The sequence below is a fragment of the Streptomyces sp. NBC_01317 genome, assembly GCF_035961655.1.
Taxonomy (GTDB): domain Bacteria; phylum Actinomycetota; class Actinomycetes; order Streptomycetales; family Streptomycetaceae; genus Streptomyces.
On the sequence record NZ_CP108393.1, the window covers coordinates 12,300 to 27,651 of the forward strand.

The following is a 15,352-nucleotide window of genomic DNA, read 5'->3' on the forward strand; positions in this document are numbered from 1 at the left end:
GTGGGCGGTTACCGGGTGGTTGCCGGCCGGTGACCGCCCCGGGGGGGGTTACCGGGTGTCCGGGGGCCGGCCGGCCGGTGTGGTGTCAGGGGGCTTGGGAGAGGGGGAGCGTTCCATCTCGGCGGCGGCCTGGGTCACATGGTCCGTCCGCTCCCCCACCGAGAACTGCACGGCGTACGCCTCCTCGCCGAGCACGTTGCGCAGGCGCGCCGCGATGCGCTCCACATCGGCCTGTTCGGCGGGCGGCTGGGGTGCGCCTGTGCGCCGTCTGGTGGCGGCGGCCGTGCCCAGGAGTCTGGCCGCCCTTTCCCACCGGCCGGCCAGGGAGTGGGCGCCGGCGAGGCCTTCGAGTGCCAGGGCCACGGCGCGGGGGTCGCCGGTGGCCGTGGCGGTGGCCAGGCCGTCCTGATGCAGTGTCAGGGCTTGTGCGGCGTCCACGCGTTGCTCCGCGATGAAGCCCAGTTCGGCCAGTACGAGGGCCAGGCCCGGGGCGTCGTAGCGGCTGCGGTTCCAGGTGAGCCAGGGGCGCAGCCGGGCCTCGGCGACGTCCAGGTTGCCCTCGCGCCGGGCGCCGAGGGCCAGGCCGAGGGCGGCGAACTGCTCGGCGGGCCGGTTGCCCTGCTCGACGGCGAGGCGCTGGGCGCGGGTGTGGAAGTCCTCGGCCTCGCGGTAGCGCCATTCGAGGATGGCGATGCGGCCGAGTCCGGAGAGCTGGCGGGAGACCTCGGGCCACAGTTCGAGGGCCTCGGCGATGCGCAGGCCTTCGCGGTGGAGTTGTTCGGCCTGTTCGTAGTTGCCGTTGATCTCGGCCAGTACGCTCAGTACTTCGGCGGCCTTCAGCTGTCCCCATTGTTCTCCGAGTTCGGTGAACTGGGCGCGGGCTTCGAGGGCGTTGTCGCGCAGGGCGTCGAGGTCGCCGCGGGCCAGGGCCAGGGCGGCGCGGCTGCTGAGGGCCGCGGCGGTGCCCCAGCTGTCGTGCAGGGCGCGGGAGTTGTGGAGGGCGCGCCGTACGCCGTCCTCGCCGGCGGACAGGACGCCCACGCTCCAGTGGGCGGCGCCGAGGAACCACTCGGCCCTGACCTGTCCCACCTCGTGCCCGGCCGGGCCGCCGCGGGCGGCGGGGGGCCCGGGGTCCGAGACGCCCTCGCCCAGCAGCATGGAGAAGCCGGCGTGCCAGCAGGCTGCCTCGGCCCGTTCGGCGGGGACCGCTTTGCCGCCGGTGGCCTCGCTGTCGACGGCCAGCGCGGTCGCCAGTGCCCTGCGGGCCTCGCCGAGGCGGCCGCGCAGGAACCGGTACCAGCTGAGCGCGTTGGCCAGGCGCAGCGCGCGGTGGGCGTCCTCGGTGCGCCTTGCTTCCTGGAGCGCGCGCTGGAAGTTGGCGGCCTCCGCGTCGAGGCGGCGCAGCCAGCGGCGCTGGTCGCGGCCGTGGAGGTGGGGTTGGGCGCGTTCGGCCAGTTCGGTGTAGTAGCGCAGGTGGCGGGCGGCCAGGTCGTGGGACTCGCCGGATTCGCCGAGGCGCTGCTGGCTGTAGGCGGCGACGGATTCCAGGAGGCGGTAGCGTGCGCCGGCGGGGCTGTCGCTCCTGAGTGCCAGTGAGCGGTCCACGAGCACGGCGAGTGCGTCGACCACGTCCTGGGCCGTCATGCCGGTGCCGGAGCAGACTTGTTCGGCCGCTTCGAGGTCGCAGCCTTCGGCGAAGACGGAGAGTCTGCGCAGGACGGTCTGTCCGCGGGTGTCCAGCAGGCTCCAGCTCCAGTCGATGGTGGCCTGGAGGGTGCGGTGGCGGTGGGGTGCGTCGCGGTATCCGCTGGTGAGTATGCGGAAGCGGTCGTCGAGCCGGTCGTAGAGTTCGTCCACGCCCAGGGCCCGGACGCGGGTGGCGGCCAGTTCGAGGGCGAGGGGGATGCCGTCGAGGCGCCGGCATATCCCGGCGATCCTGCGGACGGTGGCGGCGTCGGGTGAGAAGTCGGGGTCGGTGGCGCGGACCCGTTCGACGAACAGTCGTACGGCGCTGGAGGCGAGGACGGTCTCGAACCGTTCCTCGCCGGAGGGCGGGAGGCCGAGGGAGGGCACGGGCCAGAGTGTCTCGCCGCTGATGCGCAGGGGTTCCTGGCTGGTGGCGAGGATGTGGAGGCCCGGGGCGCTGTCGAGGAGGGGGCCCGCGAGGCGTGCCACGTCGTCGATCGCGTATTCGCAGCTGTCCAGGATGAGGACGAGGCGCTGGGAGGCGAGGATGCCGGCGAGGCGCTGGGTGGCTCCGGCGGCGGGGCTGTCGGAGGCGGATTCCCTGATTCCCAGTACGGCCATGATCCGTTCGGCGAGTGGTTCCGGTCCGATGGTGCGTTCCGGGGCGCGGGCGCCGGCCAGTTCCACCAGCCAGGTCCCGTCGGGGAATTGGGCGGTGAGGCCGTCGACGATGGCGGTGGCCAGCCGGGTCTTGCCGACTCCGCCGGGGCCGGTGAGGGTTACCAGGCGGCGGTGTGAGATGAGCCGGCGCACCTCGTCCATGGCCTCGTCCCTGCCGACCAGGGTGCTGACGGAGGCGGTGAGGTTGGTGCGGGCGCGGGCGGCGGTGGCGGGGGCGGGTCGGGAGTCGGGCCGGGCGAGTTGGGGGTCGTGGCGCAGGATCGCCTGTTGGAGGGCGTCGAGCGCGGGTCCTGGCATCAGGCCCAGTTCCTCGTCGAGGCGGCGGCGCAGGTCGGCGTAGCTGTCGAGTGCTTCGGAGGGGCGTCCGGCCCGGTAGAGGGTGCGCATCTGTACGACGCGCAGGCCTTCTCTGAGGGGGAAGCGCTCGACCAGGGCGGTGAGTTCGCCGACCAGGGCGCTGTGTTCGCCCAGTTCCAGGCGGGTTTCCGCGTAGACTTCGACCGCGGCGAGGCGTTCTTCCTCCAGGGTGGCCGCGGCGGAGCGTACGAAGGGCTGGTCGGCGAAGTCGGCGAAGGCGGGGCCGCGCCACAGGGACAGGGCTTCGGTCAGGACGGTGACCTTCTCGCGGGGTTCGTCGCAGGTGCGGGCTTCGGCGACCAGGGCGCGGAACCGGCCGACGTCCAGTGCCTGGGCCGGTATGTCGATGGTGTATCCGGGTGCCTGGTGGGCGATGAGGGAGCGGGCTCCGGTTTCGGCGTTCTCCAGGGCCCGGCGCAGTTGTGAGACTTTGGCCTGTAAGGATGAGGTGGGGCGGGCGGTGTAGGCGGAGCCGCCCCAGAGGTCTTCGATGAGCCGTCCTTTGGGTACGACTTCGCCGTGGTGGGCGAGGAGGTCCGCGAGGAGCGTACGGACCTTCACCTCGGGAACCGGCACCAGGCTCCCCTCGGCGCTCCACACCTCCAGTGGGCCCAGCACCCCGAATCGCATGATCACACAGTAACCCGATCGACTCGCGGAGTGATGAGGCCTCAAGCGGGCTCCAACCGGGGCCGGCCGAGAACGGGGCGGGCGCCCCGAACCGGACCCGAAGCAAACCCGAAGGACCATCCGCGACTGTGGGACCGGACCGAGGGCGCCAGAGGGGAGTCCGGTGCGGGGAGACGCGAGGGGCGGGACCGGCGCGGCCACGGCCCGGCGGCCCGGTGCCGCGGCCGCTCCTGTGGGGAGCGGGGCCGGGGGTGGCCGAAGACCCTGCGCCGTGGCCGGCGCGTGTGTGGTGGTGCCCGGGTGCCGGGGGGTGTGCTCTCCCGGTCCGCCGGGGGGTGTGGCATGCCGGGGCGCCCGGGTGGCCGGCCGGTGGGCGGGTGGGGCCGTGCGCCGCGCCCGGCCCGCGCTCAAGGAATCCTACGAGCAACCCCGATCGCACGCACAGGAGTTGAGAACACTATGAACAGTCAGTGGTTCAGGCGGTTCGCGGAGGCGGGGCCCGGCGCGGTGCGGCTGGTCTGTTTCCCGCACGCCGGCGGTTCGGCCAGTGTGTACGTCCCTCTGGCGCGCCGGCTGTCGGCCGGGGCCGGCGGCCCGGGTGCGGTCGGTGTTCCCGGCGGCCCGGGCGTCGATGTGCTGGCCGTGCAGTATCCCGGGCGCCAGGACCGCAGGAACGAGGCGGGGCCGGCGGGCATCGTGGAGCTGGCCGGGCGGATCGCCGGGGAGCTGGGCGCGGCGCCGGGCGGCCCGTACGCCTTCTTCGGCCACAGCATGGGTGCGCTGCTCGCCTACGAGAGCGCCCGCGCCCTGGCGGCCGCGGGGGCGCCGCTGCCGGTGCGGCTGTTCCTCTCGGCGCGCGGGGCGCCCGGCCCCTTCCCGGACCGGCACGACGTGCTGGCCGGTGACCGGGAGATCCTGGCGGCCGTCCGCTCCCTGGGCGGGACGGGTGCCGCCGTGCTCGCCGACCCGGAGCTGGTGGAGATGGCGCTGCCCGCGCTGCGCGCCGACTACCGGGCGCTCGCCTCCTACCGCTGGGGCGGTGGTGCGCCGCTGGAGATCGCGGTGAGTGTGCTGGCCGGGCGCGAGGACCCGGTCGTCGCGGTCGAAGAGGCGGCGCGCTGGCGGGAGTTCACCCGGGCGGGGTTCGAGCTGGAGGTCTTCCCGGGCGGTCACTTCTTTCTGGACCAGAACCTCGACGCCGTGGCCGGGCTGGTGCTGCGCGGTGTGCGGGACGCGGTCACGCAAGGGGGCAGGTAGCGCGAGCCCCAGTCACCGACGGTCGGTTGGTCAACTCGCGGGAGAAAACGTGGAATTCAAGATTCTGGGTCCGCTGGAAGTCCAGTCCCTGGACCGTACGCTGGTTCTGGGCGGCTTCAAGCAGCGTGCGGTTCTGGGGAAGTTACTCTTACGGGCCAATCACGTGGTCGCCACCAGCGAGCTGCTGGACGCCCTGTGGTCCCAGGAGAGCCGCCCCGTGACGGCCAGGAAGATCATACAGAACGCGGTGTCCGGGCTGCGGGCGGCTCTGTCGCGGCCGCACTCGCTGCTGGAGGTGCCGGGGGCGCCGGCCCCGGAGCTGCTCACCCGGTCCCCGGGCTACATCCTCCAGGTCGCCCCCGACACCCTTGACGTCTCGCGCTTCGACCGGCGGGTGGCCGAGGGCCGCAGGCTCCTGGACGCGGGCGAACCGGCCCTGGCGGCCGAGCTGTTGCGCGAGGCGCTGGACGAGTGGCGCGGCCCTGTCCTGTCGGATCTGGTGGAACAGGGCCTGGACTGGCCGGAGGTGGCGCGGCTGCGGCAGTTGCGGCTCGACGCGATGGAGTACCGCTTCGAGGCGGAGCTGGCCTGCGGGCGGCACCACGCCGTGCTGGGCGAGCTGGTCTCGCTGGCGGAGTCGGAGCCGCTGCGCGAGCGGCTGTGCGGGCAGTTGATCCTCGCGCTGTACCGCTGCGGGCGGCAGGCCGAGGCGCTGAGCGTGTTCAGCCGGGTGCGGCTCGAACTGGTCCAGAAGTACGGTCTCGAACCCTCCCGTGACCTCCAGACCCTCCAGCAGCACATCCTGCACCACGACCCCTCGCTGACGGCGCCCGCCGAGGAGCCGGCGGAGGTGGCGCAGGTGACAGGGATGAGGGGGGCGCCGCTGGGGGATGTGCCGCGGCCCGCGGCGGCCGGGCCCGTCCCGGACCCCTCAGGGGCGGATCCCTCCGGGGCGGCGCCGGTGCCGGCCGGGGTGCCCGTCGCGGTGATCGGTGGCAAGGACCCCGCTCTCCCGGCGCAGGAGGAGGGCACACCGGCCGCGCGGGCGGCGGGCGGCGGCGCGCCGGCGAACAGGCGCCAGGAGGTGTCCGTACTGCTGATCCAGACCGGCACCCCGGCGGAGCAGCCGCTGGACGCGGAGCAGCTCAATGCCGCGCTGCACCGGGCGGTGACCCTGGTGGCGCAGTGCGTCGAGGAGCACGGCGGCACCGTCGTGGGGTCGGTGGGCCATCTCTCCGCGGCGCTGTTCGGGCTGCGGGGGGACCCTTCGGCGGCGTCGCTGGACGCGGTGCGGGCGGCGCTGGCCGTACGGGAGAGGTTCGGGGACGTGACGGATCTGGCGGTCCGTTCGGTGGTCACCACCGGCGGGGTGCTGGTGCGTGATGTGCCCGGTGCGCCCGGCGGCGGGGTCTCGGTGGTGGGGGCGCTGCTGGACACGGCGCAGCGCCTGCTGTCCGACGTGCCGCCGGGCAGGGTGTACGTGAGCCGGAAGGCGGCGGTCGGCACGGACAGCCAGGTGCGCTATGTGCGGGTGCGGGGGAAGGCGGGCATGGTCTTCGATGTGCGGGAGGCCTGCGCCGTCTATCCGCAGGGGCGCGGGGCGGAGGTTCCGGGCGGTGTCGCGGGCGGGGGGCCGGGGGGTGCGGGGTTCCCGCGGGAACATGAACTGGACATCCTGAACAGTCTGCTGGCGCACTCCCGGCATCATCGTGTGCCGTGTCTGCTGACGGTCCTGGGCGAGCCGGGGTCGGGCAAGTCCCGGCTGCTGGCGGAGTTCGAGCACCGGATCACGCGCAGTCCGGGCGGGGTGCTGGTGCTGCGGCCCTCGGCGCCCGTGAGCGGCGCGGGCACGCTGGCCGGTGCGCTGCTGGACGCGTGGCGGGAGTTCTCGTCGATTCCCCCCGGCACCTCGCAGGGCGAACTGCTCATGCGTCTGGTGCACGGGACGGCCGGCAGCGGACCGGTGGCGGACCGGTTGCTCCGGGACCTGGTCGTACCGGACCGTCCGTTGTCGCGCGTGCATCCCCGTCCGGTGATGAACGGCTGGGCGGAGCTGCTGTCCCTGCGGGCGCGGCAGCAGCCGCTGGTGCTGTGCCTGGACGATCTGCATCTTGCCTCGGACGCGGTGCTGGACTGGGTGGAGGAGCTGGCCACGACGGCTGAGGGCTGCCCCTTGCTGATCGTGGCGTGCGCGCGGCCCGAGCTGCTGGGCAAGCGCCCGTTCTGGGGGGTGGGGCAGCGCAGCACCAGTACGCTCAGCCTCACCCGGCTCTCCGGGCCGGGCGGGCTGCCGCTCCAGGCGGTGTCCGGCGGCGAGGCCTAGGAGTTCCGCCGCGGCCGGGGCCCGTACGGGCGCGGCGGGGGTGGGCGGCCGGGTGTGGCAACCGGCCGGTCACGGTCTTTCCACGGCCGGCGCGCAGAGCGGCAGGTGGGCACGCGGTGTACGGGACTTGGTTGGCTGCTCGTATGGACAACAGCCGTACGCAGCGCGAGCACCCCGGCTCCGGGTCCTCGTCGCGGGCCGCCCAGGAGCCCTTCGAGGACGAGGCGACACTCGCCGTGTTCGTCGGCAGGGAGTTCGCCGTGGCCCTCACCGAGGGGCTGCGCCGGGCGAGGGTCACGTCCCGGACCACGGTGTCCGGTGAGGGTGCTCCCGCTGTCCGCCGTCCTGCCCCGGCTCCTGAGGGGGCGCCGGGCGGATCCCTGCTGGCGGAGTACTCCGGGGCGATCCTGCGCCGTTTCGAGCGGAACCTGCTGGCCGTTCCCGCGCCGGGCGTGCTGGCGCACCGCGGGACACGGGTGTCGGTGGCGCGGTGGGCGGGGCGGGTGCTGGCCGCCGCGGGCCGGACCCCGTGTCCGGGGGGCGGGGACGTGCCGCCCTTCCCCCGGGGCGCGGCCTCCCAGCACGCGGTCGCGATATCCCTGCTGATCGAGTCGGCGGCGCACACGCTGCCGCCCCAGGCGCCGCGGTGCCTGGAGGTGATCCGGGCACTGGCCCGCGCCGGCGGGCCGGCCGGGGCGGGCGGCACCGGGGCGGGCGGCACCGGGGCGGGCGGCACCGGGGCGGCGCGGGTGGTGCGGGCCGGGCCGTCTCTTTCGGATCTTGCCGGCTGAGGCCGCGTTGTCCGGGGCGGGGGGTGCCTCCCGCGCCCCGGGCCGCGGGGGGGGCGTCGCGGGGCGGGGGGCCTGCCCGTAGCGGACGCGGGGGGGGCAGGTCCGCCAGCGCGGCGCGTGCGGGGCGCTGGCGGACCGCAGGGCGCTTCGCGGATGTCTTCGCGGATGTCCTGGGGGTGTCCGCGAAGTGGCGTCGTCCGCCCGCAGGGCGGGGCCCGCGGCGTCCGGTGCGTGCGATCGCGAGGCGGAGGACCGGGCGTGTACCGGAGGTACTCGCCCGGTCCGGCAACGCGGCGAGCGCGTGCCAGGCGCCGCGTGCCGGACGCCGCTTCGCGGACACGCCCTAGGCGACCACTGCTGCCCGGCCCGATATGAGGAGGCATTCGAGAAGCTGGTCGAGGGCGTCGTCGGCGACCGGGCCGAGGCTGATGGTCATCGCCTGCGGGCGGCCGGCGGCCCAGCCGGGGCGGCGTGCGAGAAGCCTGGCGTCGGCGCCGACGACGTTCAGCAGCGGCAGGTCGGCGCGCGGGTCGGCCAGTTCCTCGACCAGTTCGAGCAGCGGTTCGTCGGCGCGCTCGAGATCGTCCCAGATCACCACGAGGGGGTGTTTGGCCGCGGCCAGGGCGAGGAAGTCCCGCCAGGCGCCCAGGACCGCGCGCCGTACCGGGCCACGCGCGTAGATCAGCGGGCCCAGGGCGGCCAGCAGGGCGGCCCGGGTCTCCTGGTCGTCGGTGAGCCCGGCGAGGGCCGTGTCGAGTTTGGCCGAGGCGGATCCGGGGGTGTCGCCCGGGCCGGTCCCGGCGTAGGAGGCGAGCATCTGGGCCGGCGCGGACATGCCGCCGCGCGAGGGGGCGACGGTGCCGGTCAGTACCCGTACGGGCTCGGTGGTGCCGGTCCGCACCAGGCGCTGGAACTCCAGCAGCAGGCGGGCCTTGCGGCCGGGCGGGCCGAGGACGGTCACCAGGTGCGGGGTGGAGCGGTGCCGGGTCCTGAGCAGGACGGCCCGCATCAGGTCGAGTTCGCACTCGCGGTCGCCGGCCGAGGTCCCGCACTGGTTGGTGAAGCCGTCGCCGACGGCCATCAGCTTCCAGGGGGCCGTGCCGGTGCCGGTGCCGCGGTAGGTGATGCGGCCATCGGTCAGCCGGCGGGTGGCCTCGCAGACATGGACCTCCCCCGCGGGGACCATGCCCAGCGCCGTGCGGCAGTCGTCGACGAGATGGCCGCCGATCCACGGCGGGGTCACACCGGCACCGGGCCAGCGGCAGACGACGACCTGCCCGGTGGAGACCGCGCCGTGCGCGGAGAGCGCCTCCCCCGTGGAGTGCAGGGTGTCCGCGGCGATGGCCAGGCAGTCGCGTACGGCCGCGGCGGCCCGTACCGCGCGCACCGCGCCCGCGTTCGCCGGGGTGTCGGTGGCGGTGTCCTCGAAGAGGCCGAGCAGGACGGAGCCCAGCGCCGAGGCGACGATGCCGCCCTCCGCCTCGATCTTCTCGCGGGCGAGCTGGGTCACCGCGTCCAGGACCCGGTCGACGTCCTCCGGTGGCAGGGTGCCGAACTCGGGTCCGAGCCCGAAGCGCAGCAGGAGCACACTGGCCTGCCGGTACTCGCCCGGCAAGGCGGCGCGTGCCGCCGTGGGCTCGGCCGTGTGCGGGGAGGGGGGCGCGATGTGCTGCCGCGGGGGCGGGGTGTGCTGCGCGGGCGGTCCGGGCCGGGGGGGCCGTGCCGTCTGCCCGGGCGGGGGGAGCTGGGTCTGCCCGGGGCGGGGGAGCTGGGCGGTGCGGGGCAGGTCCAGTGCCGGGTCCTGGGTGAGGACGGCCCGCTGGAGCTGCTGGAGTTCGGGGCTGGGCTCCAGGCCGAGGCCCTCGACCAGGGCCTCCCGTACCCTCCCGTACACGGCGAGGGCGTCGGCCTGCCGGCCGCAGCGGTAGAAGGCGAGCATGAGCTGGCGCGAGGCGCGCTCGCGCAGGGGCTCGGCCTCGACCAGTGCCTTGAGTTCGTGGAGCACGCTCTGGTGGCCGCCGCAGGCCAGCTCCGCCTCGAAGCAGTCCTCCATGACGTCGAGGCGTTTTTTCTGGATGGAGGTGACCTCGGCCCAGTAGGTGCCCTCCTCGGCGAGATCGGCGAGCACCGGGCCGCGCCAGAGCGCGAGTGCCTCGGTCAGCAGGTCGCGTGCGGCGGCCGGGCGGCCGGCGGCCAGGGCCACCCGGCCCTCGGCGACCCGCTGCTGGAAGACCAGGAGATCGACCTGCTCGGGCCGTACCCGCAGCATGTACCCGGGGTACCAGGTCAGCAGTTCGGGGGCCGGCTCGCCGGGGGACAGCCCGGCGAGGACTCCGCGCAGCCGCCAGATCGCGTTCTGGAGGATCTTCCGCGCGGTCATGGGCGCGTCGTCGGCCGGCCAGAGCGCTCCGAGTAACCGGCTGGTGGAGACCACCTCGTTGGCGTGGAGGAGGAGGTAGGCGAGAGCGGATCGCTGCCTTATACCGCCGAGTTCCACCAAGCCGTGATCATCATTGACTTCCAACGCGCCCAGAACACGAAATCGCATGAACTCCCCCGTTCAATGGCCACCGGCCATGGTGATTGTCATGGCCCCGGCATGGTTCCGGTCTGCTGCCGGAATTCCGGTTTTGATTTGTCAAGCGGGCGCGGCCCCTGATGATCTTTCAGTTCTGTACGCTGAAGAATCCTCACAGGAGTCGCGCCCGTGCCCGCATCATCGCTGACCATCCCCTGCCTTGACCAGGTCTTTAATCCGAATGCCACGCCCGGGGGTGGGCCGGTGGGCTCAGGGCGCGGTCAGTGCTTCGCCCGCGCCGGCCCGCAGCAGCTCGCACACGTCGCGCAGCCCGGTGTCGAGCTGGGCGATCTCGGCGTCGGTCAGCTCGACGGAGGGCTCGAAGCGCAGGGTGTTGAGCGCGCTCGCGGTGGGGAACGTACGCACCCGGTGGCGGCGCAGGAGGTGTCCGGCCAGGACGTAGCCGAAGAAACCGCCGCCCGCGATCTCCCGGACCACCGGTGAGGAGGACCCCGACTGGTCGAGGAATTCCAGGCCCAGCATCAGGCCCCGGCCCCGGACGTCGGCGACGACGTCGGGGAAGTCCGCCCGTACGCCGTCCAGTGCGGCGCGCAGCGCGGCTCCCCGCTCCTGGGCGACGCGGTAGACCCGTCCGCCGTCGGCCTCCAGCAGTTCGAGGACCTTGAGGGCGATGTGACAGGAGAAGCTGTCCTTGGCGAAGGTCGAGCTGTGGACGATCTCGAATTCCTTCCGGTAGTACTTCTCGCGCACCAGCATCACGGATGTCTTGGCGATACCGCCGCCCAGTGTTTTGGCGAGGGTGAAATAGTCGCCGCGCAGTCCGAGGGGGGCACTGGCGAGGAGTGTCCCGGTCCTGCCCATTCCGCTCTGGATCTCGTCGACGACAAGGGGGCAGCCGATCGACTCGCAGAACTGCTGGATTTCCTCGGCGAATTCGCGGGAGAGCACGCGGATTCCGCCCTCGCCCTGGATGGGTTCCACCAGGAAGGCGCAGAAGACCGGGAACTCCCGTTCGGTGAGGGTGACCTGGCCGTCGACGGCCCGCGCGCCGAGGAGGACGCCCCGTTCCTTGGCGTGCACCTGCTTGAGGACGTCGGGCCGGTCCTGGGGGACGAACCGGGCCTGGGCGGCGAGCGACCGGAAGGGGGCGCGGTACCCCTCGTTGTGGGTGAGCTGCACGCTCGCCGCGAGCTTGCCGTGGAATCCGCCCTCCAGTGCCAGGAACAGCGGTGGCCTGGCGGTCTGCTCGGCGTTGCGCCGGGCGAGTTCGGCCTCCAGCAGGGCGAAGGCCTCGCGGGGGTCCGCCGGGGCGGTGAGACCCAGGCGTTCCAGGGTGTGCCCGGCGAGGACGGCGGTGCCGTCGGCGACCGCGGTGCGCGCGGTCTCGTTGTGTGCGCGGATCTCCTCCAGGAGGGCGGCGGTGCGCATCCCCCGGTCCAGTTCGGCGTGTTTGACCGCCGCCTCGACCGCTTCCGCGCCGCTGTTGGCGAATACCGCGAAATACGGTTCCTCGGTGGCCAGTTCCCGGTGGATGATCCGGTTCAGCTCGGCGGCGAGGGCGTTGGCGTAGGGGTGGCTGGAGAACTGGGCGTGCACGGGGGTGTCGCCGTCGAGCAGTTCCCGCGCCCTTGCGACGATCTCGGGGCGGTTGTGCCCGAGCAGGACGGATCCGTAGCCGCCCGCGAAGTCGGCGACGGGTATCTCGCCGCCCTCGCCGTCCCGTTGGTAGAGGGTATTGCCCTTCGCGCGGACGTATTCGACGGCCAGGCCGGCACCGGCGAGCACTTCGCGGAGAAAAGGTTCGGCCAGTTCTCTGGACGGGGTTGCGGTGTTGGTGTGATCCATGCACCACAGGGTGCTCGCGTCCGGTCAACCAGCGGTCACCGCGGGGTCATCCGCGAGGGGTACGGGCAGGTGGCGCGGCGGTTACCCGGGGGTGGGAGACGGCGGGGCCGGCGCGGGTACGTTGAAGGCCACCGGCCGGCGGGACCCAGGGACAACCACGCGATACCCACGGATGGCACGTGATGTGCGCTGCTCAAAATACCTCGGAGAGGGTGGCATGAATTCCGCGTCCACTGAACTCGATCCCGCGGCCGTGCGTCCGGGGCCACAGCCGGTGCAACCCGTCCGGCTCAGGGAAGTGATGTCCCGCTTCGCGACCGGTGTCACGGTGATCACCGTGGGGGGCGAGCACGTGCACGCCATGACCGCGAACGCGTTCAGTTCGGTCTCCCTCGATCCGCCGTCGGTGCTGTGCAGTGTGAGCCACGGCGCGGTGATGCACGGCGCGCTGGCCTCCGCGGGCCGCTTCGCCGTCAACATACTCGGCGTGCGGCAGGAGCCCCTGGCGCGGCATTTCGCCGACAAGCACCGCACGCTGGGGGCGGCCCAGTTCGAGGGGGTGGCGTGGGAGGCCGGGAAACACACCGGGGCGGCCCTGCTGGGCGGTTCGGTGGCCTGGCTGGAGTGCGAGCTGAGCGACTCGCACGTCTTCGGCGACCACACCATCTTCATCGGGACGGTCCTGGCGGCCGGCCGGGGCAGCGGCGAGGACGGGCTGCTCTTCGTCGACGGCCGCTTCGGCAGGCCCGACCCGGCCCCGGCCCCGGGCCACTAGGGGTCGTCTTCAAAGCTGTTTGTGCGATGCGGGATTATGGCGGGTGTGGTGCGTCGTCATGAGTTGTCGGATGTTGAGTGGGCTGTGTTGTCGCGGTTGTTGCCGAGTTCGGGGACGGCTGGTCGGCCCCGGTCGGATGACCGGGTGGTGCTGAACGGGATCGTGTGGAAGCTGCGGACCGGTTCGGCCTGGCGGGACGTGCCGGAGCGTTACGGTTCCTGGCAGACCTTGTACACGCGTTTCCGCAGGTGGGCGCTGGACGGAACCTTCTCCCGCATGCTGAAGGCGATCCAGGCGGAGAGGGACGCGGCGGGTGACATCGACTGGCTGGTGTCGGTGGACTCCACGATCGTGCGGGCCCACCAGCACGCGACCGGTGGGAAAAGGGGGCTGCCGACCGGGACGAAGCGGGTGATCACGCCCTCGGCCGATCCCGTGGAGGACTGAGCACCAAGGTCCACCTGGCCTGCGACGGACACGGCCGGCCCCTCGCCTTCGTCCTGACCGGCGGCAACACCAACGACTGCACCCGCTTCGAAGACGTCCTGGACGCCATCCGTGTTCCGCGCACCGGCCCGGGACGTCCCCGCACCCGACCCGACCACGTCATCGCCGACAAGGGCTACAGCTCTCGCAAGATCCGCGCCTACCTGCGCAGACGCGGTATCGGGCACACCATCCCCGAACGCATCGACCAGGCCACAGGCCGCCTGCGCAAAGGCTCACGCGGCGGCCGCCCACCCACATTCGACAGGAGGGTCTACCGGCTCCGCAACGTCGTCGAACGATGCTTCAACCGACTCAAGCAATGGCGCGGCCTGGCCACCCGCTACGACAAAACCCGCGAGTCCTACCAAGCCACCGTCACCATCGCCTCCATCTTCCTCTGGATATGACCTTTGAAGACGACCCCTAGGGCGTCTCTTGCGGAGCACACCCGGGGCCGCCGGGTGTGCCGGAGCGGTGGGCGGCCCGCCCGGGTGCCGGGCGGGCCGCCGTTTCGGGCGCGGCGGGTGAGAGGGTGTGGGGGTCTTGCGGGCCCGGTGTGCGGAGAGCCGTCCGTGCCGGGGCCGTTCAGGGCCCGGCGCCGTACGTACGCGGAAGGCCCGGGGCGGTGAGCGCGGCCCGGGCCTTCTGCGTGGGTGGGTGCGGGACCGTGCCCGCGGGGGGGATCAGAGGAAGTACGTGCCGGGCTCCAGGCCCAGCAGGACCCGGCCCTGCACCTCCAGGTTGGCGTTGAGCTGGACCAGGGCGTGCAGCGAGAAGCCCTGGATGTCGCGGTGGAAGCGCTGGAGGTCCACCTCGCGGCGGATGACCGAGCCGCCGCTGGCCGCGAAGAGCAGTTCCACGGCCTCCTTGGAGAGCTGCGCCGCGTAGGCGGTCCTGCCGCGGATGACGGCCTTCTCCTCGTCCGAGGGCTGGAGGCCCGCGTCGGCCGCGCCCTGCAGGACCCGGTGCCAGGAGTGGGAGAGTGCCGCGGCCGCCTCGATCTTGCTGGAGGCGAGGGCCACCTGCTGCTGGGTGAGCGGGTGGTGGCTCTGCTCGGTCCACTGGGTGTAGGTGATGCCGCGTCCGGGCAGCCGCTCCAGGAACAGTTCGAACGCGCCGCGCGCCATCCCGACGAAGGTCGCGGAGACACTGGACATGATGTAGCCCAGCAGACCGTAATTACGGCCGGTGGCACCGGTGTTGGAGCGGTTGCCGGTGGCCGAGACCATGGCCTCCTCCAGCGGTACGACCCGGTGCGCGGGCACGAAGACGCCGGTGGCGGTGGTCGTGGAACTGCCGGTGGCGGCGCCGGCCGAGACGTGCCAGTCGTCGGCGAAGGCCAGCTCGGAGGTGGGCACCAGCGCGACCAGTTCCTGGGCCGTCCCGTCGGGCTGCTCCACCACCGCGGCCAGCAGGTCCCAGTCCGCGCCCCGGCAGCCGGAGTTGAAGCGCCAGGTGCCGTCGAGGCGGTAGCCGCCCTCGACCGGTTCGAGGGTGCCGGTGGGGGCGAAGACGATGGAGACCCTGCCGCTGCCTTCAAAGACCTCCTTCTGCGCCTGGTCGGGGTAGAGGGTCGCGCACCAGGCGCTGGTGAGCCACACCATCGTCAGCCAGCCGGTGGAGGGGCACCCCCGGGCCACCTCGGCGATGACCTGGGCCTGCTGCGCCACGTCGAAGTCGAGACCGCCGTGCTCGCGCGGCACGGCCGTGCGGAACACCCCCGCCCTCTGGAGCAGTTCGATGTTCTCCTCCGGTATCCAGCGCTGCTCCTCCGCGGCGGCCCCGTTGCGGCGAAGGGCGGGCACGGCGTCGCGTACCGCGTCCAGTACAGAGGTCAGTTCTTCCTGCGTGGCCACTTTTCTCTCCTCGAAGTGCCGTGGAGTACACGGGCAATACACGGGATGTGCCGTCTTTGACGCCAGAACCCCCCTGGTCCCAGGGGGGTTCGCGGTCGTGCCCCTCGTTCGCGCCCGGACCGC

Annotated in this window: 9 protein-coding genes; 5 read left to right on the forward strand and 4 right to left on the reverse strand. The window is 73.1% G+C overall.

Translation table 11 applies throughout. The features are described 5' to 3' along the window. Positions 1–48: 48 nt before the first annotated feature. On the reverse strand, positions 49–3,354 hold the full coding sequence (locus OG349_RS00055) for an AfsR/SARP family transcriptional regulator (RefSeq protein WP_327232564.1): 3,306 nt from the start codon (positions 3,352–3,354) through the stop codon (positions 49–51). 459 nt (positions 3,355–3,813) lie between these two features. Between OG349_RS00055 and OG349_RS00060 the strand changes: the two genes are divergently transcribed. The 3 genes from OG349_RS00060 to OG349_RS00070 all read left to right on the forward strand — a co-directional run bounded on the left by OG349_RS00060 (position 3,814) and on the right by OG349_RS00070 (position 7,725). Continuing rightward, positions 3,814–4,611 carry a thioesterase II family protein gene (locus OG349_RS00060; protein WP_327232565.1) on the forward strand — a complete coding sequence of 266 codons (798 nt, stop codon included), beginning with the start codon at positions 3,814–3,816 and terminating at the stop codon, positions 4,609–4,611. Positions 4,612–4,660: 49 nt separating this feature from the next. Then, positions 4,661–6,934, forward strand: a complete 2,274-nt coding sequence (locus tag OG349_RS00065) for a BTAD domain-containing putative transcriptional regulator (protein ID WP_327232566.1) — start codon at positions 4,661–4,663, stop codon at positions 6,932–6,934. 143 nt (positions 6,935–7,077) lie between these two features. After that, on the forward strand, positions 7,078–7,725 hold the full coding sequence (locus OG349_RS00070; protein ID WP_327232567.1) for a hypothetical protein: 648 nt from the start codon (positions 7,078–7,080) through the stop codon (positions 7,723–7,725). Positions 7,726–8,068: 343 nt separating this feature from the next. Here OG349_RS00070 and OG349_RS00075 read toward each other — a convergent pair whose 3' ends face one another. Continuing rightward, a complete protein-coding gene (locus tag OG349_RS00075; protein WP_327238383.1) occupies positions 8,069–10,222 on the reverse strand; it encodes a BTAD domain-containing putative transcriptional regulator in 2,154 nt (717 codons plus the stop codon). A 291-nt stretch (positions 10,223–10,513) separates the two neighbouring features. After that, positions 10,514–12,109 (reverse strand): aspartate aminotransferase family protein, encoded by a 1,596-nt coding sequence (locus OG349_RS00080; RefSeq protein ID WP_327232568.1) that lies wholly within the window; start codon positions 12,107–12,109, stop codon positions 10,514–10,516. A gap of 301 nt (positions 12,110–12,410) precedes the next feature. Between OG349_RS00080 and OG349_RS00085 the strand changes: the two genes are divergently transcribed. Further along, a complete protein-coding gene (locus OG349_RS00085; RefSeq protein ID WP_327232569.1) occupies positions 12,411–12,884 on the forward strand; it encodes a flavin reductase family protein in 474 nt (157 codons plus the stop codon). Between the two features lie 48 nt (positions 12,885–12,932). Next, positions 12,933–13,780, forward strand: a protein-coding gene (locus OG349_RS00090) for an IS5 family transposase (RefSeq protein WP_442806354.1) whose coding sequence is annotated in 2 segments (ribosomal slippage) — positions 12,933–13,280 and positions 13,283–13,780 — 846 coding nt in all. Because the reading frame shifts where the segments join, the coding sequence is not laid out codon by codon here. 276 nt (positions 13,781–14,056) lie between these two features. Here the strand turns inward: OG349_RS00090 and OG349_RS00095 are convergent. Continuing rightward, positions 14,057–15,229: an acyl-CoA dehydrogenase family protein gene (locus OG349_RS00095; RefSeq protein WP_327232570.1), complete on the reverse strand. Its 1,173-nt coding sequence runs from the start codon at positions 15,227–15,229 to the stop codon at positions 14,057–14,059. Positions 15,230–15,352: the final 123 nt, after the last annotated feature.

Bases quoted from the DNA above. Each gene is read 5' to 3' on its own strand.
- OG349_RS00055 (WP_327232564.1), bottom strand. From the start codon at position 3,354: ATGCGATTCGGGGTGCTGGGCCCACTGGAGGTGTGGAGCGCCGAGGGG.
- OG349_RS00060 (WP_327232565.1), top strand. From the start codon at position 3,814: ATGAACAGTCAGTGGTTCAGGCGGTTCGCGGAGGCGGGGCCCGGCGCG.
- OG349_RS00070 (WP_327232567.1), top strand. From the start codon at position 7,078: ATGGACAACAGCCGTACGCAGCGCGAGCACCCCGGCTCCGGGTCCTCG.
- OG349_RS00080 (WP_327232568.1), bottom strand. From the start codon at position 12,109: ATGGATCACACCAACACCGCAACCCCGTCCAGAGAACTGGCCGAACCT.
- OG349_RS00085 (WP_327232569.1), top strand. From the start codon at position 12,411: ATGTCCCGCTTCGCGACCGGTGTCACGGTGATCACCGTGGGGGGCGAG.